We start from the raw sequence: 15,292 nt of genomic DNA on the forward strand, positions 1-15,292 counted from the left end.
CGACTACGACGTCGAGTACTACGTGCGCCTGCTCAAGGACTCGTTCGCGGCCCGGCTCGCGCGCGGCCTCGCCCCGGAGGACTTCGCCACGGTGTTCGCGGACCCCGACCAGCCCTCCCTCTTCACCCCGTCCCTCGAGGACGCCCGGCCCGTGCTCAACGTCATCCGGGAGCCCACGGGCCCGGAGTTCGGTGAGGCCCCGGAAGTGGTTGGAGCCCCGCCCTTGTCACCGTGACTGGAACGTTGTCGTGTCCCGGTTCATCCGGAAGCGTGGGGAGGCTTCTGCTACGTTGCGTCAACCTCGATGGTCTTCTCGTTGATGAAGCGTCCCACGCCGCGCGCGCTGGTGGTTCCCGGCACCGTGGCCCTGCTGCTCCTGCTTCCCTGGCTCATCTACTGGAGCGCGGTCATCCACCGGTATGGCCTGCGTGACGACTACGCCATCCTGCGGGAGGCGCGCGAGGAGCCGGGGAAGATCCTCCGCGTCTGCGCCTCGCAGGGCCGCCCGCTCTACGGCTGGATGCTGGAGGCGTCCGCGAAGGCGGCCGGAGGCATCGACGGGCTGATGGGGCTGCGCCTGCTGGGCGTCGCCGGCCTGGGCGTGCTCGCCGCGGCGGTGTTCCTGCTCCTGCGCAGGGAGGGCTGGCGGACGGGCTCCGCGGCGCTGTTGGCGGGGTTCCTCACGGTGACGCCGTCCGCGCAGGTGGTCGCCAACTGGAGCATCTGCTGGCCGCAGGCGGTGGCGCTGATGCTGGGCCTGGGCGCCTTCGCCTTCGCCCGCCGCGCCATGGGCCCGCCCGGCGAGGACGCCCCCGTCCGGTGGCCGTTCGCGCTGGCCGCGGTGGGCAGCATGGCCACCGCGACGCTCATCTATCAGGTGAGCGGGCTGTTCTCCGCGGTGCTGCTGGCGGCGTCGCTGGTGGTGCACCGCGACGTGTCGCTGAAGGACACCGCGCGCTGGATGCTCAAGCACCTGCTGGTGATGGGCGCGGGCCTGACGCTCGCGTACGTCGTCACGCAGGTGCTGTTCAAGGCGGGCGTCTTCCCGCCCTCGCCCCGGCTCACCTTCGAGAAGCACTGGGTGGACAAGACCGTCTGGGCGCTCACGCACGTGTTCCCCAACGCGCTCGCGCTGTCCGCGCTCAACGAGGCGCCGGTGGGCGACATGGACGGCTACTGGACCATGGTGGTGCTGACGCTGACGCTGCTGGGCGTGGGGGTCGCCGTGGAGGGGCGCCGCTCGGGGCCCGTGGGCGTGGGGCGATGGCTGCTGGCGCTGGTGACGCTGTCGGGCGCGGCGTACTCGGTGAGCTTCCTCGCCGGGGAGCGGTGGCCCACCTATCGCACGCTCAACGCGCTCACCGGCGTGTGGGCCGTGTTCTTCGCCGCGTCGCTGGTGAACCTGGGCACCATCTGGCCGAAGCATGGCCCGCGCATGGCCACGGCGCTGCTCACCGCGTTCGTGGCCTTCAGCGCCCTGCTCGCGCACGAGCAGTCCCTGGAGCTGTTCGCCCTGCCCCAGGGCCGGGAGCTGGCGGTGATGCAAGAGGGCGCCAGCCTCGTCGTCCCGGACAGGAAGCCGCGCGTCTTCGTCCTCACCGCCCGGCAGTCGGACTCCACCGCGCCGTTCCACTACCTGGACGAGTTCGGCTCCGTCTCCGTGGACGCGGAGTGGGTGGCCAAGGAGATGCTCAAGGCCCTGGTGAAGGAGCGCTTCCCCCGGGAGCGCGACGTCAGCGGCCTCTACCGCTTCGCCGCCGGCCCCGTCGCCCCGGAGCCGCGCAACTACGACATCCTCATCGACATGCGCCGCCAGCACGTGAGCGCCGTGAACCCCATCCTCCAGAAGCCCCGCTAGCGCCCCGCGTCAGGAAGGCCCCACGCGTGCGCGCGGCTCCCACCCGGATTTCCGGGGAGAAGCACCAGACGAGGGGGCTCTCGCGCTGCGTCGTGCAGGTTGGGCCCCACCGGACGCGTGAATCCGGGTAATGAATCGGGGAGTGACGTCCTCCGTTCCCCTTCCGCGACCGCGAGCCCCGGGGGTGGCCCCGTCCCACGTCGCGGAAGGAGGCCCGTGTTGCACCCGGCCCGAGGAGACGCCCGCTGATGGACGGTGACCGTCCGGTGCGGCATGACTGGGTGTACCTGGGCGCCGGCTGGGCGGAGCAGCTGCGCTCCCCTTTGCTCCCGGATGTCGTCGTGCACGCGACCGCGTGGCGGGAGCAGGGCCGGCCCTTCGCCGTCGCCCGCCAGGACATCCCGGACCGGGACGACGAGCTGCGCTTGACGCTCACCCTGCCTGACCGCCGCCACCTGTCGCTGCACGTGGCCCTGCCCGCGGTGGAGCGCCGGCTGCCGCCGCCCACGGTGCAGGAGGCGCGCCCCTCCGCCCCCGACGCCTGGAGACCCGCGCTGGACGACGTCATCGCCCTGGGCACCGCGCTCGACTTGACGGTGGGCGTGTTCGGTTCGCTGGCCTGGCAGCACCGCTCGGGCGTGCCCTTCGTGCGGCCGCTGTCGGACGTGGATCTGCTCTTCACGCCCGCGCGCTGGTCGGACGTGGAGCGGCTGCTGTTCGGGCTGGAGGCGGTGTCCCGGCGCCACTCGGTGGTGCGCCTGGACGGCGAGGTGCTGCTGCCCGACGGCGGCGCCGTGTCCTGGCGCGAGCTCGCGCTGGAGCCCGAGCGCATCTGGGTCACCGGCCCCCGAGGCGCCAGCCCCCGCACGCTCCGCGAACTGCGCGCCCTCTTTCCTTCCGAGTCCTAGGCGAGTCCCAGGCCCGGCGACACGCTCCGCGTGAATACACGCGGCCAGTGACACGTCACGCAGCGCGCGGCCACGACCCGTTTCCACCCGCCACTCCGAATGCCTCGCAGGGTTTTTTCAGACCTGCGGGATTGCCGAAGGCGCGCCCCCCTGGACAAACCTGCAAGAGCCTGAAAGCGGAGATACCGTTGCATGTTTCGTCAACAAGTCCGTGGGGTTGCGGCGACCGCAGGGCAGGCGGAGGGACGGACGCCCTGCGTCCCGGCTGCTTGGGCGGGGGGGCCAATTGTCTCCCTGTGAATGGTTTGGTAAAGGTTGTCTTTGGGAGCGCTTGGGGGCCTCCCGTCACGATGATGATGGGATTCTCCGTACAGCGCTGGGCCGCCTGGGCCCCCGGCCTCGTCAACCCTGCTTCCTGGGAAACGTGGCTCGCGACGCCTCACCCGCTCCCGGCCGACGGTACGCCCGCGCTCTCCGCGATGCCCGCGATGATGCGCCGCCGGGTGGACCGGCTGGGGCGCATCGCGTTACAGGCGGCCTACGACACGCACGTGGACGCGCCGGACGCGCCGGTCCTCTTCGCGTCGCGTTACGGGGACCTGGGCCGCTCTGTGGAGCTCCTGACGCAGCTGGCGCGCTCGGAGCCGCTGTCCCCCACGTCCTTCAGCCTGTCGGTGCACAACGCCATCGGCGCGCTCTACTCCATCGCGCGGGGGGACACGTCCTCCTACAGCGCCATCGCCGCGGGTGAGGAGACGGTGGAGGCCGCCTTCACGGAGGCGTGCGGCCTGCTGTCCGACGGCGTCCCCCGGGTGATGGTCGTCGTCTACGACGAGCCCGTGCCCACCCCGTGGGAGCACTTCTCCCGGGACGTGGCGTTCCCGCACGCGTGGGCCTGCCTCCTTTCGGCCAGCACGGGCGCGGACGCCATCCGCCTGGGCTGCGCGACCGGACCTTCGGACGCGCCCGTCACGCCGGAAGCGCCGGACGCCCTGCCGGCGGACCTGCGCGCCCTGCGCTTCCTCGTCTCCGGAGCCTCGCGGTGGGAGCACGCCGCGGGTCCCCGGCGCTGGCGGTGGGAACGGCATGCTTGAGAAGCTCAACCGGCTGTGGCGCATCTTCGCCACCGGGCTGTCCTTCGCCACCTTCGGGCTGGGCGGGCTGGCGCTGCGCCTGCTCTACTTCCCGTTGCTCCAGCTCCTCGTGCGGGAGCCGAAGCGGCAGCAGCGGCTGGCGCGGCTCGCGGTGCACCACACGTTCCGCTTCTTCATCGGCTACATGCGCTTCCTGGGCGTGCTGCGCTACGAGCTGCAAGGCGTGGAGAAGCTGGCGCGCTCCGGGCTGCTCATCCTGGCCAACCACCCGTCGCTCATCGACGTGGTGTTCCTCATCTCGCTGGTCCCCAACGCGGACTGCGTGGTGAAGGCGAGCCTGGCGAACAACCCGTTCACGCGCGGCCCCATCCGGGCCACGCGCTATCTGTGCAACGACTCCGGGCCCGGGCTCATCCAGGACTGCATCGCGTCCGTGAAGGCCGGCAACAACCTCATCATCTTCCCGGAGGGCTCGCGCACGCCGCTCGACGGGACCATGCAGCTGCAGCGCGGCGCCGCCAACATCGCGGTGCGCGGCCCCTGCGACATCACGCCGGTCATCATCCGCTGCGAGCCTCGGGGCCTCACCAAGGGCACGCCCTGGTGGAAGGTGCCCGAAAAGCCCATGCACTACTTCATCCGCGTGGAGGACGACATCCACGTGTCGTCCCAGGATGTGGACGCGGGCGAGGCGGCGAAGGCCGCGCGCCAGCTCACCACCCGTTTGCACGACCATTTCTCCAGGGGGAGCCAGGAACATGTTGGAGCTTGAGCAGGAAATAAAGCGTCTGGTCATCGAGACGTTGAACCTCGAGGACCTCAAGCCGGAGGACATCGATCCGGCGGCGCCTCTGTTCGTCGAAGGGCTGGGGCTGGACTCCATTGATGCCCTGGAGCTCGGCCTCGCGTTGCAGAAGTCCTATGGCGTCGTGCTGGCCAGCGACTCCAAGGAGAATCGCCGCCACTTCGCCAGCGTTCGAGCACTCGCGGATTTCGTCAGCACCCACCGCACCCGGTCCTGAAGCTCCCCTTTAAAACCCAAAAGTGAGGAATCACCCCATGACGAAGCACGAGCTGTTCGAGCGCCTGAGCGCCATCCTCCAGGAAACCTTCGACATCGAGCCGTCGCGCATCATCCCGGAGGCGCGGCTGCACGACGACCTCGACATCGACAGCATTGACGCCATCGACCTGCTGGTGCGCCTGAAGCCGGTGGCCGGCCAGCGCGTTCCGCCGGAGGTGTTCCGCTCCGTGCGCACGCTGCAGGACGTGGTGGACGCGCTGTACGGGCTGCTCGGCAGCGACTCCGCCGCAGCGTGAAGCGTCTGCGTCCGGTGCTGTTGGGGCTCGTGAGCCTCGCCTACCCGCCGCTCGTCTATCTGGGCCTGGGCCACTTCGAGCCCCGCTGGATGGCGCTGCCCCTGGCGGCCATGGCGGTGGTGCGCGCGGTGGCCACGCGGGAGAAGATGTGGCTCGCGGCGGCCGTGGGCGCCCTGGTGCTCGCGGGCTCCAGCATGCTGGGCAACCACGCGCTGCCCCTGAAGCTCTATCCGGTGCTGGTGAACGCGGTGCTGCTCACCGTATTCCTCACCAGCCTGGTGTATCCGCCCAGCGTCATCGAGCGCCTGGCGCGGATCCGGGAGAAGGACCTGCCGCCGTCGGGCGTGGCCTACACGCGCCGGGTGACGCAGGTGTGGTGCGGCTTCTTCGTCCTCAACGGCACGCTCGCGTTCACCACGGCGCTCTTCGCGAGCGACGCGACCTGGGCGCTCTACAACGGCCTCATCGCCTACGGCCTCATGGGCCTGCTGTTCGCGGGCGAGTGGGTGGTGCGGCAGCGGGTGCGCGCACGGCACGCCCATGGCTGAGCCGCTTGCGCTCGAACACCTCCTCGCCCACGGCCGTCCTTCCGGGCACACCGTGGCCCGGTGCGAGGACGGCATGCGGGACTTCGGTGCGCTCCGCGCCAGGGTCGCCGGCTGGCGCGCGGCGTTCGCGGCGCACGGCGGCCAGCGCTACGCCCTCTTCACCGAGGACACCTTCGACTTCGCCACCGCGCTGCTGGGCGCCTGGCACGCGGGCGCGTGCGTCTACCTGCCCGCGGACGCGCGCCCCGCCACGCTGGATGCGCTGAAGGCCCACGTGGACGGCTTCGCGGGCCGGGCCCCCCAGGGACTGACGGCCCTGACGCCAGCCATGGGTGGGACCGCCCCCGCATTCGAGCCGCTTTCGCCCGGGCTCGCGGCGCTGGTCGTCTACACGTCGGGCTCCAGCGGGGAGCCCACCGCCATCCCCAAGCGCTTGTCGCAATTGTCCAGCGAGGTGGCCACGCTGGGCGCGCTGTTCGACGCGGAGGCGGGGGACGTGCCGGTGCTGGCCACCGTGTCGCACCAGCACATCTACGGCCTGCTGTTCCGGGTGCTGTGGCCGCTGACGTCGGGCCGCCCGTTCGACGCGCACGCCCTGCCCTATCCGGAGGACATCCTGGCCGCGCTCCAGGCCGGGCCCGGCCTGCTGGTGGCGAGCCCCGCGCACCTGAAGCGGCTGCCGGCGACGCTGGACTGGGCCTCCGTGCGCGGGAACCTGCGCGGGCTGTTCTCCTCCGGCGGTCCGCTCACCCCCGAAGCGCTCCAGGCCTGCCGCGACCTGCTGGGCCGGGCACCGGTGGAGGTCTACGGCAGCTCGGAGACGGGCGGCGTCGCGTGGCGCCGGCGCGACACGGATGACAGCGCTTCATGGCGCACGATGCCGGGCGTGGAGGTGCGCGCCGACGAGGACGCCCTCCGAGTCCGCTCGCCGCACCTGCCCGCGGACGACTGGTTCACCACGGAGGACCGCGCGCGGCCCGTGCCGGGCGGCTTCGAGCTGCTGGGGCGCCGCGACCGGCTGCTCAAGCTCGAGGAGAAGCGCGTGTCGCTCTCCGCCATGGAGCGCACGCTGGTGGCCGGCGGGCTGCTCCGCGAGGCCCGGGTGCTGCCCCTCACCGAAGGGCACCGGGTGATTCTCGCGGTGGTGGGCGTGCCGGACGCGGAAGGCTGGCGGCTCCAGGAGTCGGGGGGCAGGCGGTCCCTCAGCCAGGCGCTGCGCGAGAAGCTGGCCCCGCATTTCGAGTCCAGTGCCTTGCCGCGCCGGTTCCGGTATCTGGAGGCCATGCCGGTCAACTCCCAGGGCAAATCCACCGAGGCGGCGCTCGCCGCCCTCTTCGACCCGAAGCGTCCCCCGTTCCGCGTGCTGGAGCGCTCCGGCGAACGCGCGCTGCTGGAGGTGGAGGTCCCCGCGAACTCGCCGTACTTCGACGGGCACTTCCCGGGCTCGCCCATCCTGCCCGGCGTCGTGCAAGTGGAGTGGGCGCTCTTGCTGGGCCGCGAGCACTTCGCGCTGCCGCCGGACTTCCTCCGGCTGGAGACGCTGAAGTTCCAGCAGGTCATCACCCCCGGCACGCAGCTGACGGTGGAGCTCACCTGGGCGAAGGAGTCCGGGCGGCTGGGGTTCAAGTTGACGTCGGCCGCGGGCTCGCACGCCAGTGGCCGCATCGTGTTGGGGGGAGCGGTCGGATGAAGGTCTGCGCGGTGATTCCGGTCTACAACCACGGCGAGGCCGTGGGCGCGGTGGTGAAGGCCGTTCGCGGCCACGGGCTGCCCTGCGTGCTGGTGGATGACGGCAGCGAGCCCGGCTGCGCGGCGGTGCTGGACGGCCTGGCGCGCGAGGACAGCGAGCACGTGGCGGTGGTCCGCCTGCCCCAGAACGAGGGCAAGGGCGGCGCGATGATGGCGGGCCTGCGCGCGGCGCTGGAGCGCGGCTACAGCCACGCGCTTCAAATCGACGCGGACGGCCAGCACAACGCCAACGACATCCCGCGCTTCCTGGCGCTGGCGAAGTCGCAGCCGGACACGCTGGTGTGCGGCACGCCCGTCTACGACGAGTCCGTGCCCAAGGGCCGGCTGTACGGCCGCTACGCCACGCACATCTGGGTGTGGATCAACACGCTGTCGTTCGCCATCCGCGACTCCATGTGCGGCTTCCGCGTGTATCCGCTCAAGCCCACCGTGGCGCTCATCGACTCGGTGAAGATTGGCAAGCGGATGGACTTCGACGTGGAGGTGCTGGTGCGCCTGTTCTGGCGCGGCATGCACATCCTCAACCAGCCCACCCAGGTGCGCTACCCCACCGACGGCATCTCCCACTTCGACGTGCTCTGGGACAACGTGCGCATCTCCGGCATGCACGCCCGGCTCTTCTTCGGGATGCTGGGACGGCTGCCCGTGCTCCTCTGGCGGAAGGTGGCGAAATGAAGTCCCGCCACTGGGCGGAGATGGGGGAGACCACCTTCGTCGCTGGCATCTGGCTCTTGTATTGGATCCACCGGCTGCTGGGCCGCTGGCCGTTCCGCGCCTGCCTCTATCCGGTGGTGCTGGTGAACTGGCTGCGGCGGCCGGCGCTGCGTCAGGCGTCGCGCGAGTACCTGGAGCGGATGCAGGCCGCGACGGGGGGCCTGGGCAGAGCGCCCCACTGGCGCGACAGCGTGCGCCACGTGCTGATGTTCGCGGAGACCATGCTGGACAAGCTGCTCGCGGTGAGCGGCCGCTACCGCTTCGAGCGCGTGCGCACCGAAGGCCGCGAGGAGCTCTACGAGGCGGCGAAGTCGGGCAGGGGCGGCGTCATCGTCACCGCGCACATGGGCTGCCTGGAGCTGTGCCGCACCATGGCGGAGCGCCGGGGCGAGGTGAAGCTCAACATCCTGGTGCACACGCTGCACGCGGAGCAGTTCAACCGCCTGCTCAAGCGCCTCAACCCGGAGAACGACTTCCGGCTGATGGAAGTGACGGACATGGGCCCGGCCACCGCCGTCGCGCTGAACGAGCGCGTCGAGGCGGGCGAGTTCGTGGTCATCGCGGGCGACCGCATCCCGGTGAATTCCAGCCAGACCGTGAGCGTCGACTTCCTCGGCCACCCGGCGCCATTTCCGGTGGGCCCGTACGTGCTGGCGGCGCTGCTCAAGTGTCCGCTCTACCTGCTGGGCTGCATCCATGAGGGCGACGGCTACACCATCCACTTCGAGCGCCTCTTCGAGCGCGTCGTGCTGCCCCGGGGCAAGCGCGAGGCCGCGCTCACCGACTGCGCGCGCCACTACGCCGCCCGGGTGACGGCGCTCCTGACGCGCGCGCCCTACGACTGGTTCAACTTCTTTCCCTTCTGGGATCAGGTGCATGTCTCCGCGAAGCCCCCAACTGTCTGACACCCCGGTCCGCTTCGACGGCACCCGGCTGACGCTCGAGGATGTGGGCGCCCTGTCGCGCCGCGAGCGCCCGGCGGAGCTGAGCCCGGCCCCGGCCTTCCGCCAGCGCATCGCCAAGGGCGCCGCGTTCCTGGACCGGCTGCTGGCGGAGGACGGCGTCATCTACGGCGTCACCACCGGCTACGGCGACTCCGTGACGGTGTCCATTCCGCCCGCGCTGGTCGCGGAGCTGCCGCACCACCTCTACACGTACCACGGCATCGGCGCGGGCCGGTTCCTCACGCCGGAGGAGACGCGCGCGGTGCTGGCCACGCGGCTGGCGTCGCTGTCGCAGGGCTTCTCCGGCGTGGGCGTGCCGCTGCTCACCCAGCTGGAGCTGCTGCTCAAGCACGACGTGCTGCCAATGATTCCAGCGGAAGGCTCCGTGGGCGCGTCCGGCGACCTGACGCCCCTGTCCTACGTGGCGGCGGTGCTCTGCGGCGAGCGCGACGTGTGGCACCGGGGCGAGCGCAAGCCCGCGGCGCAGGTGTTGAAGGAGCTGGGCATCGCGCCCCTCAAGCTGCGGCCGAAGGAAGGCCTGGCCATCATGAACGGCACCGCCGTGATGACGGCCCTGGCGTGCCTGGCATGGGAGCGGGCGGAGTACCTGTCGCGCCTCTCCACGCGGCTCACCGCGTTCAACGTGCTGGCGAGCGCCGGCAACGCGCACCACTTCGACGAGACGCTCTTCGCGGCGAAGCCCCATGCCGGCCAGCAGCGCGTGGCGGCCCGGCTGCGCGCGGACCTGGTATCGGACCGGCCGCCGCGCAACGAGCAGCGGCTCCAGGACCGGTACTCGCTGCGCTGCGCGCCGCACGTCATCGGCGTGCTGGAGGACGCGCTGCCGTACTTCCGGACGCTCATCGAGAACGAGCTCAACAGCGCCAACGACAACCCGCTCATCGACCCCGACGGCGAGCGGGTGCTGCACGGCGGCCACTTCTACGGCGGCCACATCGCCTTCGCCATGGACGGGCTGAAGAACGCGGTGGCCAACGTGGCGGACCTGCTGGACCGGCAGCTCGCGCTCCTGGTGGACCCGCGCTTCAACCACGGACTGCCCGCGAACCTCTCCGCGTCCACCGGCGCCCGCGCGGCCATCAACCACGGCCTCAAGGCGGCGCAGATCAGCGTCTCCGCGTGGACGGCCGAAGCGCTGAAGCAGACCATGCCCGCGTCCGTCTTCTCCCGCTCCACCGAGTGCCACAACCAGGACAAGGTGAGCATGGGCACCATCGCCGCGCGCGACTGCCTGCGCGTGCTGGAGCTGACGGAGCAGGTGGCCGCGGCCATGCTCATCGCCGCGCGCCAGGGCGTCACGCTGCGCCAGCGGCTGGACGCGGACGCGAAGCCCGGCCCCGCGATGGCCGCGATGCACGCGGACCTGGAGGCGCGCATCCCCCTGTTGGTGGAGGACCGCGCGCTGGATGGCGAGCTGCAGGGCCTCATCACCGCCATCCGCCGCCGCGAGTGGAGGCTGCATGAAGCCTGACCTGAGCTGCGAGCTGGAGATCGACCCGCCGTTCCACGACCTCGACATGATGGAGATCGTCTGGCACGGCCACTACGTGAAGTACCTGGAGCTGGCGCGCGCCGTCATCCTGCGCAAGCACGACTACGACTGGCCGCAGATGCGCGAGTCCGGGTACGGCTGGCCCGTGGTGGAGATGAAGCTCAAGTACGTGTCCCCCATCTCCTACAAGCAGCGCATCATCGTGCGCGCGGAAATCACGGAGTGGGAGAACCGCCTTCGCTTCGACTACCTGCTGCGCGACGCGGACACCGGGCGCAAGGTGAACCAGGCGCACACGCTCCAGGTGGCCGTGTCCTTGAAGACGGGCGAGATGCAGTACGTCTGCCCGGAAGTCCTCTGGAAGAAGCTGGGAGTGTGGCCGGGATGAAGCCCTTCCTCGTGTTGATGGTGTCGCTCCTGTCCGTGAGCGCTCACGCGGCGGACCTGGTGAAGGACGTGCGCGCGCGGCTGGTGGACGCGCCGCTGGTGCGCGGCCAGTTCGAACAGAAGAAGACCGTCGCGGGCTTCAAGAAGCCGCTCGTGTCCAAGGGGGACTTCCTCCTCGCGCGAGACCAGGGCGTGCTCTGGAACACGCGCACGCCGTTCGCCTCCACCCTGACGCTCACGCGCAAGTCGCTGAGCGCGCAGCAGGGCACGGGCGGCGCGGCCTACCACCTGGACTCCACCAAGGAGCCCGCGCTGGCGGCGGTGAACGAGCTGCTCTTCGCGCTGCTGTCGGGCGACGTCGCGTCGCTCCAGAAGCGCTTCAAGGTGGAGGGCGCGCTCGTGGGCGACGCCGGCTGGAAGCTGGAGCTCGTGCCCACGGACGCGGGGCTCGCGCGCGTCTTCAAGCACATCCACCTGGAGGGTGACGGGTACGTGCGCCAGGTGCAGCTGGACGAGACGCGCGGCGACAGCAGCGTCATCACGTTCGAGCAGCTGGCGCAGACGCCGCCCCCCGATGCCACGGAAGCGGAACGCCTTGGCAAATAAGCTGGCCATCCTCTGGGCGCTGGTAGTGCTCGCCGTGGGCGTGCACCAGGTCCAGTTCTGGCGCTCCGCGAGCCTGGACACCGACGTGCTCGCGCTCCTACCGGAGGACGAGCAGGCGCCGGAGGTGGACGCCGCCACGCGCAAGCTCGCGGACGACGCCGGCCGGCAGGTGGTGCTGCTGGTGGGCGCCAAGGACTGGCCGTCCGCGCAGCGCGCCGCGGATGAAGCCTCGCGCGTGCTCTCAGGCGCCGCGGATCTGCTGGAGCCGGCGATGGTGGACACCTCCGCGCTGGACCAGGCGGTGGACTTCTACCGGCCCTATCGCGATCGGCTGCTCACGCCCACGCAGCGAAAGTGGCTGGCGCACGCGACGCCGGATGAGCTGGGCGGCACGGCGCTGATGAAGCTGTACCAGCCCGCGGGCGCGCAGCTGACGGACTGGAACGCGGATCCGCTGGGCCTCTGGCAGGACTGGTGGCAGGCCCGCGCGGCGGAGACGTCCGCCCGGCCCCGCGACGGACGGATGTGGCTGTCCGGCGAGGGGCGCGAGTGGGTGCTCCTCATGTGGAAGAGCAAGGTGTCCGCCTTCGCGCTGGGGGACGGCTCGCGCGTCACCGCCACGGTGGAGCAGGCGCGGGCGAAGGTGGCGGCCACGGTGCCCGGCGGGCGGCTCGTGGCCGCGGGCGTGCCGCTGTACGCGGAGGCCGCCGCCGCGCAGGCGAGCTGGGAGATGTCCACCATCGGCTTCGGGTCGCTGGCGGCGGTGCTCATCCTCGTCTGGCTCACCTTCCGCTCGCTGCGGCCCATCGTGCTCGTGGGACTGTCCCTCACGCTGGGCTGCGCGGTGGCGCTCACCGTCACCGCGCTCGTCTTCGAGCGGGTGCACCTGCTCACGCTCGTCTTCGGCTCCAGCCTGGTGGGCGTGGCGGAGGACTACGGCTTCCACTACTTCGCCGCGCGCCAGGGCAAGGCCCCGTCGGAGCGCGGTCCGGTGATGCGCTCGCTCCTGCCCGGCATGGTGCTCGCGCTCGTCACCAGCGTGGTGGCGTACCTGGCGCTGGGCGTCGCGCCCTTCCCGGGCCTGCGGCAGATGGCGGTCTTCTCCGCCGCCGGCCTCACCGCCGCGTTCCTCACCGTGGTGTGCTGGTTCCCGTCCCTGGACACGGGCGCCCTGCCCGTCACGTCGTTCTCCGAGCGCTTCTCCGCGTCCATCACCCGCTGGCCGCGCGTCGCTTCCACTCCGGCCTGGTGGGCCTCCGGCGCGGTCCTGACGGTGCTCGTGGCCGTGGGCATCTGGAAGCTGGAGCCCCGGGACGACCTGCGCCAGCTGCAGGGCGCGCCCGCGAACCTCATCGCGGATCAGCGGGAGCTGGGGCGCCTGCTGGGACTGCCCAGCCCGGCGCAGTTCTTCCTCGTGCAGGGCGACAGCGACGAACAGGTGCTCGCGCGCGAGGCCGTGCTGAAGACGAAGCTGGACGCGCTGGTGGCCCAGAAGGTGTTCGCGGGCTACCGCGCCGTGTCCGACTGGCTCCCGTCCGAGGCGCAGCAGCGCGAGGACGCGGCCCTGAGCGCCCGCGCGGAAGCCCAGGCGGTCGCCGCCGTCAGCGCCTCCACCGGTGAAGCGCCCACGCGCGCCGCGTTCTCCCCCGAACCGCTCACGCCCTCGCACTTCCTCTCCGGGCCCGCCTCGGGCGCCATCCGGCAGCAGTGGCTGGGGACGCTGGGCAAGGCGCAGTACAGCGTCCTCATGCTGCGCGGCCTCAACGACCCCAAGGTGCTGCCGCGCCTGGAAGAGGTGGCGCACGGCCTGGAGGGCATCCGCTGGGTGGACAAGACGGCGGAGATTTCAGGCCTGCTCAGCCGCTACCGCCGCATCATGGGTGGGCTCATCGTCGCGGGCTACATCGCGGTGCTGCTCACGCTGGTGGCCCGCTTCGGCCGCCAGGCTTGGCGCGCGTGGGTTCCGTCCGTGCTGGGCACGCTCCTGACGCTCGCCCTCTTCGGCTGGGCGGGCGCGCCGCTGCAGCTGTTCACCGTGCTGGGGCTGGTGCTTCTGCTGGGCATGGGCGTGGACTACGGCATCTTCCTTTTGGAGCACCCCGGTGACGGCTCCGCGTGGCTCGCGGTGGCGCTGGCCGGCGTGAGCACGCTCCTGTCCTTCGGGCTCCTGGGCCTGTCCGCCACGCCCGCGCTGCGCTCGTTCGGCCTCGCCATGCTGGTGGGCGAGGTCGCCATCTGGATCCTCACCCCTTGTTTTCGACTCCCACCCGGGAAAGGTACACATTGAAGACTGAATCAGCGGACATCCTCATCATCGGCGCGGGCCCCGCGGGCTCCGTCGCGGCGGGCCTCCTTCGCAAGCAGGGGCGCGACGTCCTCGTGCTGGAGCGCGAGCAGTTCCCCCGCTTCTCCATTGGCGAGAGCCTGCTGCCGCAGAGCATGCAGTACATCGAGGAGGCCGGCTTTCTTCAGGACGTGGTGGAGGCGGGCTTCCAGTTCAAGAACGGCGCGGCCTTCGAGCGTGCCGGGCGCTACACGGACTTCGACTTCCGCGACAAGTTCAGCCCCGGCTGGGGCACCACCTACCAGGTGCAGCGCGGCCACTTCGACCACGTGCTGGCCCAGGCCGCCGAGCGCAAGGGCGCCACCGTGCGCTTCCGCCACGAGGTGCTGACCGTGGACTTCTCCGGCGAGAAGCCGGAGGTGACGGTGCGCCCGCCCGAAGGTGAGACGTACCGCGTGCAGGCGCGCTTCATCCTGGACGCGAGCGGCTTCGGCCGCGTGCTGCCCCGCATGCTGAATCTGGAGACGCCGTCCAACTTCCCCGTGCGCGGCGCCATCTTCACCCACGTGGAGGACCGCATCCCCGTGGGCACCTTCGACCGGAACAAGATCCGCGTCACCACGCACCCGGAACACGTGCACGTCTGGTACTGGACCATCCCCTTCTCCGGCGGCCGCTGCTCGCTCGGCGTGGTCGCGAAGAAGGAATACCTGGACCAGTACACCGGCACGGACACGGAGCGGCTGCAGGCCATCGTGAAGGAAGCGCCGTCCTTGCAGAACCTGCTGAAGGACGCGGTCTGGGACACGCCCACGCGCAAGCTCACCGGCTACGCGGCCAACGTGAAGTCGCTCTGGGGCCCGGGTTTCGCGCTGCTGGGCAACGCGGGCGAGTTCCTGGATCCGGTGTTCTCCTCGGGCGTCACCATCGCCTTCAAGTCCGCGAGCCTCGCGTCGGCCTGCATCGCCCGGGCGTTCGCCGGGGAGAAGGTGGACTGGGAGAACGAGTACGCGAAGCCGCTCAAGGCGGGCGTGGACACCTTCCGCACCTTCGTGGAGTCCTGGTACGAGGGCGGCTTCCAGAACATCATCTTCCACCCGAACCCGTCCCCGGACGTGCGCCGGATGATCTCCGCCATCCTCGCCGGCTACGCGTGGGACAAGAACAACCCCTACGTCGCGGACAGCAAGCGGCGCCTGACCGTCCTCGAGGAACTGTGCGCGCCGGCCTGATTCCCGCCCTGCTCGTCGCGGGCCTCGTGGCCTGCACCAGCACGCCCCGGCCGAGGCCCGCCGCCCCTGGCGAGCCCCTGCCGGAGCTGCGCCTGGCCCTGTCCCTTATACACATCTGACGCTGCCGACGATAAG

Annotated in this window: 17 protein-coding genes; all 17 read left to right on the top strand. The window is 71.0% G+C overall.

Annotated elements, in window-relative coordinates; translation table 11 throughout:
- A partial coding sequence (locus D7W79_RS25695) for a hypothetical protein (protein ID WP_147442048.1) occupies positions 1-235 on the top strand: 235 nt, incomplete at its 5' end.
- A gap of 84 nt (positions 236-319) precedes the next feature.
- The gene (locus D7W79_RS25700) at positions 320-1,858 is read left to right on the top strand and encodes a hypothetical protein (RefSeq protein WP_167497739.1); all 1,539 of its coding nucleotides are present in this window, start codon (positions 320-322) and stop codon (positions 1,856-1,858) included.
- 248 nt (positions 1,859-2,106) lie between these two features.
- Positions 2,107-2,766 (top strand): malonate decarboxylase holo-[acyl-carrier-protein] synthase, encoded by a 660-nt coding sequence (gene mdcG / locus D7W79_RS25705; RefSeq protein WP_120528035.1) that lies wholly within the window; start codon positions 2,107-2,109, stop codon positions 2,764-2,766.
- Between the two features lie 356 nt (positions 2,767-3,122).
- On the top strand, positions 3,123-3,860 hold the full coding sequence (locus D7W79_RS25710; RefSeq protein WP_208729838.1) for a beta-ketoacyl synthase chain length factor: 738 nt from the start codon (positions 3,123-3,125) through the stop codon (positions 3,858-3,860).
- Positions 3,853-4,632: a lysophospholipid acyltransferase family protein gene (locus tag D7W79_RS25715; RefSeq protein WP_120528036.1), complete on the top strand. Its 780-nt coding sequence runs from the start codon at positions 3,853-3,855 to the stop codon at positions 4,630-4,632. Before D7W79_RS25710 ends, D7W79_RS25715 begins: the two co-directional genes overlap by 8 nt.
- The gene (locus D7W79_RS25720) at positions 4,619-4,882 is read left to right on the top strand and encodes a phosphopantetheine-binding protein (protein WP_120528037.1); all 264 of its coding nucleotides are present in this window, start codon (positions 4,619-4,621) and stop codon (positions 4,880-4,882) included. Before D7W79_RS25715 ends, D7W79_RS25720 begins: the two co-directional genes overlap by 14 nt.
- A 37-nt stretch (positions 4,883-4,919) precedes the next feature.
- Positions 4,920-5,180, top strand: a complete 261-nt coding sequence (locus tag D7W79_RS25725; RefSeq protein WP_120528038.1) for an acyl carrier protein — start codon at positions 4,920-4,922, stop codon at positions 5,178-5,180.
- Positions 5,177-5,728: a COG4648 family protein gene (locus D7W79_RS25730; RefSeq protein ID WP_120528039.1), complete on the top strand. Its 552-nt coding sequence runs from the start codon at positions 5,177-5,179 to the stop codon at positions 5,726-5,728. The genes D7W79_RS25725 and D7W79_RS25730 overlap by 4 nt, the downstream gene beginning before the upstream one ends.
- Positions 5,721-7,418 (top strand): ApeI family dehydratase, encoded by a 1,698-nt coding sequence (locus tag D7W79_RS25735; protein WP_120528040.1) that lies wholly within the window; start codon positions 5,721-5,723, stop codon positions 7,416-7,418. The genes D7W79_RS25730 and D7W79_RS25735 overlap by 8 nt, the downstream gene beginning before the upstream one ends.
- Complete coding sequence (locus D7W79_RS25740) at positions 7,415-8,152, top strand: glycosyltransferase family 2 protein (RefSeq protein ID WP_120528041.1); 738 nt, start codon at positions 7,415-7,417, stop codon at positions 8,150-8,152. Before D7W79_RS25735 ends, D7W79_RS25740 begins: the two co-directional genes overlap by 4 nt.
- On the top strand, positions 8,149-9,096 hold the full coding sequence (locus tag D7W79_RS25745) for a lysophospholipid acyltransferase family protein (protein WP_120528042.1): 948 nt from the start codon (positions 8,149-8,151) through the stop codon (positions 9,094-9,096). Before D7W79_RS25740 ends, D7W79_RS25745 begins: the two co-directional genes overlap by 4 nt.
- Positions 9,068-10,627 carry an HAL/PAL/TAL family ammonia-lyase gene (locus tag D7W79_RS25750; protein ID WP_120528043.1) on the top strand — a complete coding sequence of 520 codons (1,560 nt, stop codon included), beginning with the start codon at positions 9,068-9,070 and terminating at the stop codon, positions 10,625-10,627. The genes D7W79_RS25745 and D7W79_RS25750 overlap by 29 nt, the downstream gene beginning before the upstream one ends.
- Positions 10,617-11,036, top strand: coding sequence for an acyl-CoA thioesterase (locus D7W79_RS25755; protein WP_120528044.1), 420 nt, complete (start codon positions 10,617-10,619; stop codon positions 11,034-11,036). Before D7W79_RS25750 ends, D7W79_RS25755 begins: the two co-directional genes overlap by 11 nt.
- A complete protein-coding gene (locus D7W79_RS25760) occupies positions 11,033-11,641 on the top strand; it encodes a LolA family protein (protein WP_120528045.1) in 609 nt (202 codons plus the stop codon). Before D7W79_RS25755 ends, D7W79_RS25760 begins: the two co-directional genes overlap by 4 nt.
- Positions 11,631-13,928 carry an MMPL family transporter gene (locus D7W79_RS25765; protein WP_120528046.1) on the top strand — a complete coding sequence of 766 codons (2,298 nt, stop codon included), beginning with the start codon at positions 11,631-11,633 and terminating at the stop codon, positions 13,926-13,928. The genes D7W79_RS25760 and D7W79_RS25765 overlap by 11 nt, the downstream gene beginning before the upstream one ends.
- Positions 13,925-15,157, top strand: coding sequence for an NAD(P)/FAD-dependent oxidoreductase (locus D7W79_RS25770; RefSeq protein ID WP_120528047.1), 1,233 nt, complete (start codon positions 13,925-13,927; stop codon positions 15,155-15,157). Before D7W79_RS25765 ends, D7W79_RS25770 begins: the two co-directional genes overlap by 4 nt.
- Positions 15,142-15,276, top strand: a complete 135-nt coding sequence (locus D7W79_RS46480) for a hypothetical protein (protein WP_276375448.1) — start codon at positions 15,142-15,144, stop codon at positions 15,274-15,276. The genes D7W79_RS25770 and D7W79_RS46480 overlap by 16 nt, the downstream gene beginning before the upstream one ends.
- Positions 15,277-15,292: the final 16 nt, after the last annotated feature.

The organism is Corallococcus exercitus (assembly GCF_003611585.1).
Taxonomy (GTDB): Bacteria; Myxococcota; Myxococcia; order Myxococcales; family Myxococcaceae; genus Corallococcus; species Corallococcus exercitus.

What these genes read in the sequence shown, in the direction of transcription:
- D7W79_RS25700 (WP_167497739.1), top strand. Translation starts at nt 320, where the DNA reads ATGAAGCGTCCCACGCCGCGCGCGCTGGTGGTTCCCGGCACCGTGGCC.
- mdcG (WP_120528035.1), top strand. Translation starts at nt 2,107, where the DNA reads ATGGACGGTGACCGTCCGGTGCGGCATGACTGGGTGTACCTGGGCGCC.
- D7W79_RS25710 (WP_208729838.1), top strand. Translation starts at nt 3,123, where the DNA reads ATGGGATTCTCCGTACAGCGCTGGGCCGCCTGGGCCCCCGGCCTCGTC.
- D7W79_RS25715 (WP_120528036.1), top strand. Translation starts at nt 3,853, where the DNA reads ATGCTTGAGAAGCTCAACCGGCTGTGGCGCATCTTCGCCACCGGGCTG.
- D7W79_RS25720 (WP_120528037.1), top strand. Translation starts at nt 4,619, where the DNA reads ATGTTGGAGCTTGAGCAGGAAATAAAGCGTCTGGTCATCGAGACGTTG.
- D7W79_RS25725 (WP_120528038.1), top strand. Translation starts at nt 4,920, where the DNA reads ATGACGAAGCACGAGCTGTTCGAGCGCCTGAGCGCCATCCTCCAGGAA.
- D7W79_RS25735 (WP_120528040.1), top strand. Translation starts at nt 5,721, where the DNA reads ATGGCTGAGCCGCTTGCGCTCGAACACCTCCTCGCCCACGGCCGTCCT.
- D7W79_RS25740 (WP_120528041.1), top strand. Translation starts at nt 7,415, where the DNA reads ATGAAGGTCTGCGCGGTGATTCCGGTCTACAACCACGGCGAGGCCGTG.
- D7W79_RS25745 (WP_120528042.1), top strand. Translation starts at nt 8,149, where the DNA reads ATGAAGTCCCGCCACTGGGCGGAGATGGGGGAGACCACCTTCGTCGCT.
- D7W79_RS25750 (WP_120528043.1), top strand. Translation starts at nt 9,068, where the DNA reads ATGTCTCCGCGAAGCCCCCAACTGTCTGACACCCCGGTCCGCTTCGAC.
- D7W79_RS25755 (WP_120528044.1), top strand. Translation starts at nt 10,617, where the DNA reads ATGAAGCCTGACCTGAGCTGCGAGCTGGAGATCGACCCGCCGTTCCAC.
- D7W79_RS25760 (WP_120528045.1), top strand. Translation starts at nt 11,033, where the DNA reads ATGAAGCCCTTCCTCGTGTTGATGGTGTCGCTCCTGTCCGTGAGCGCT.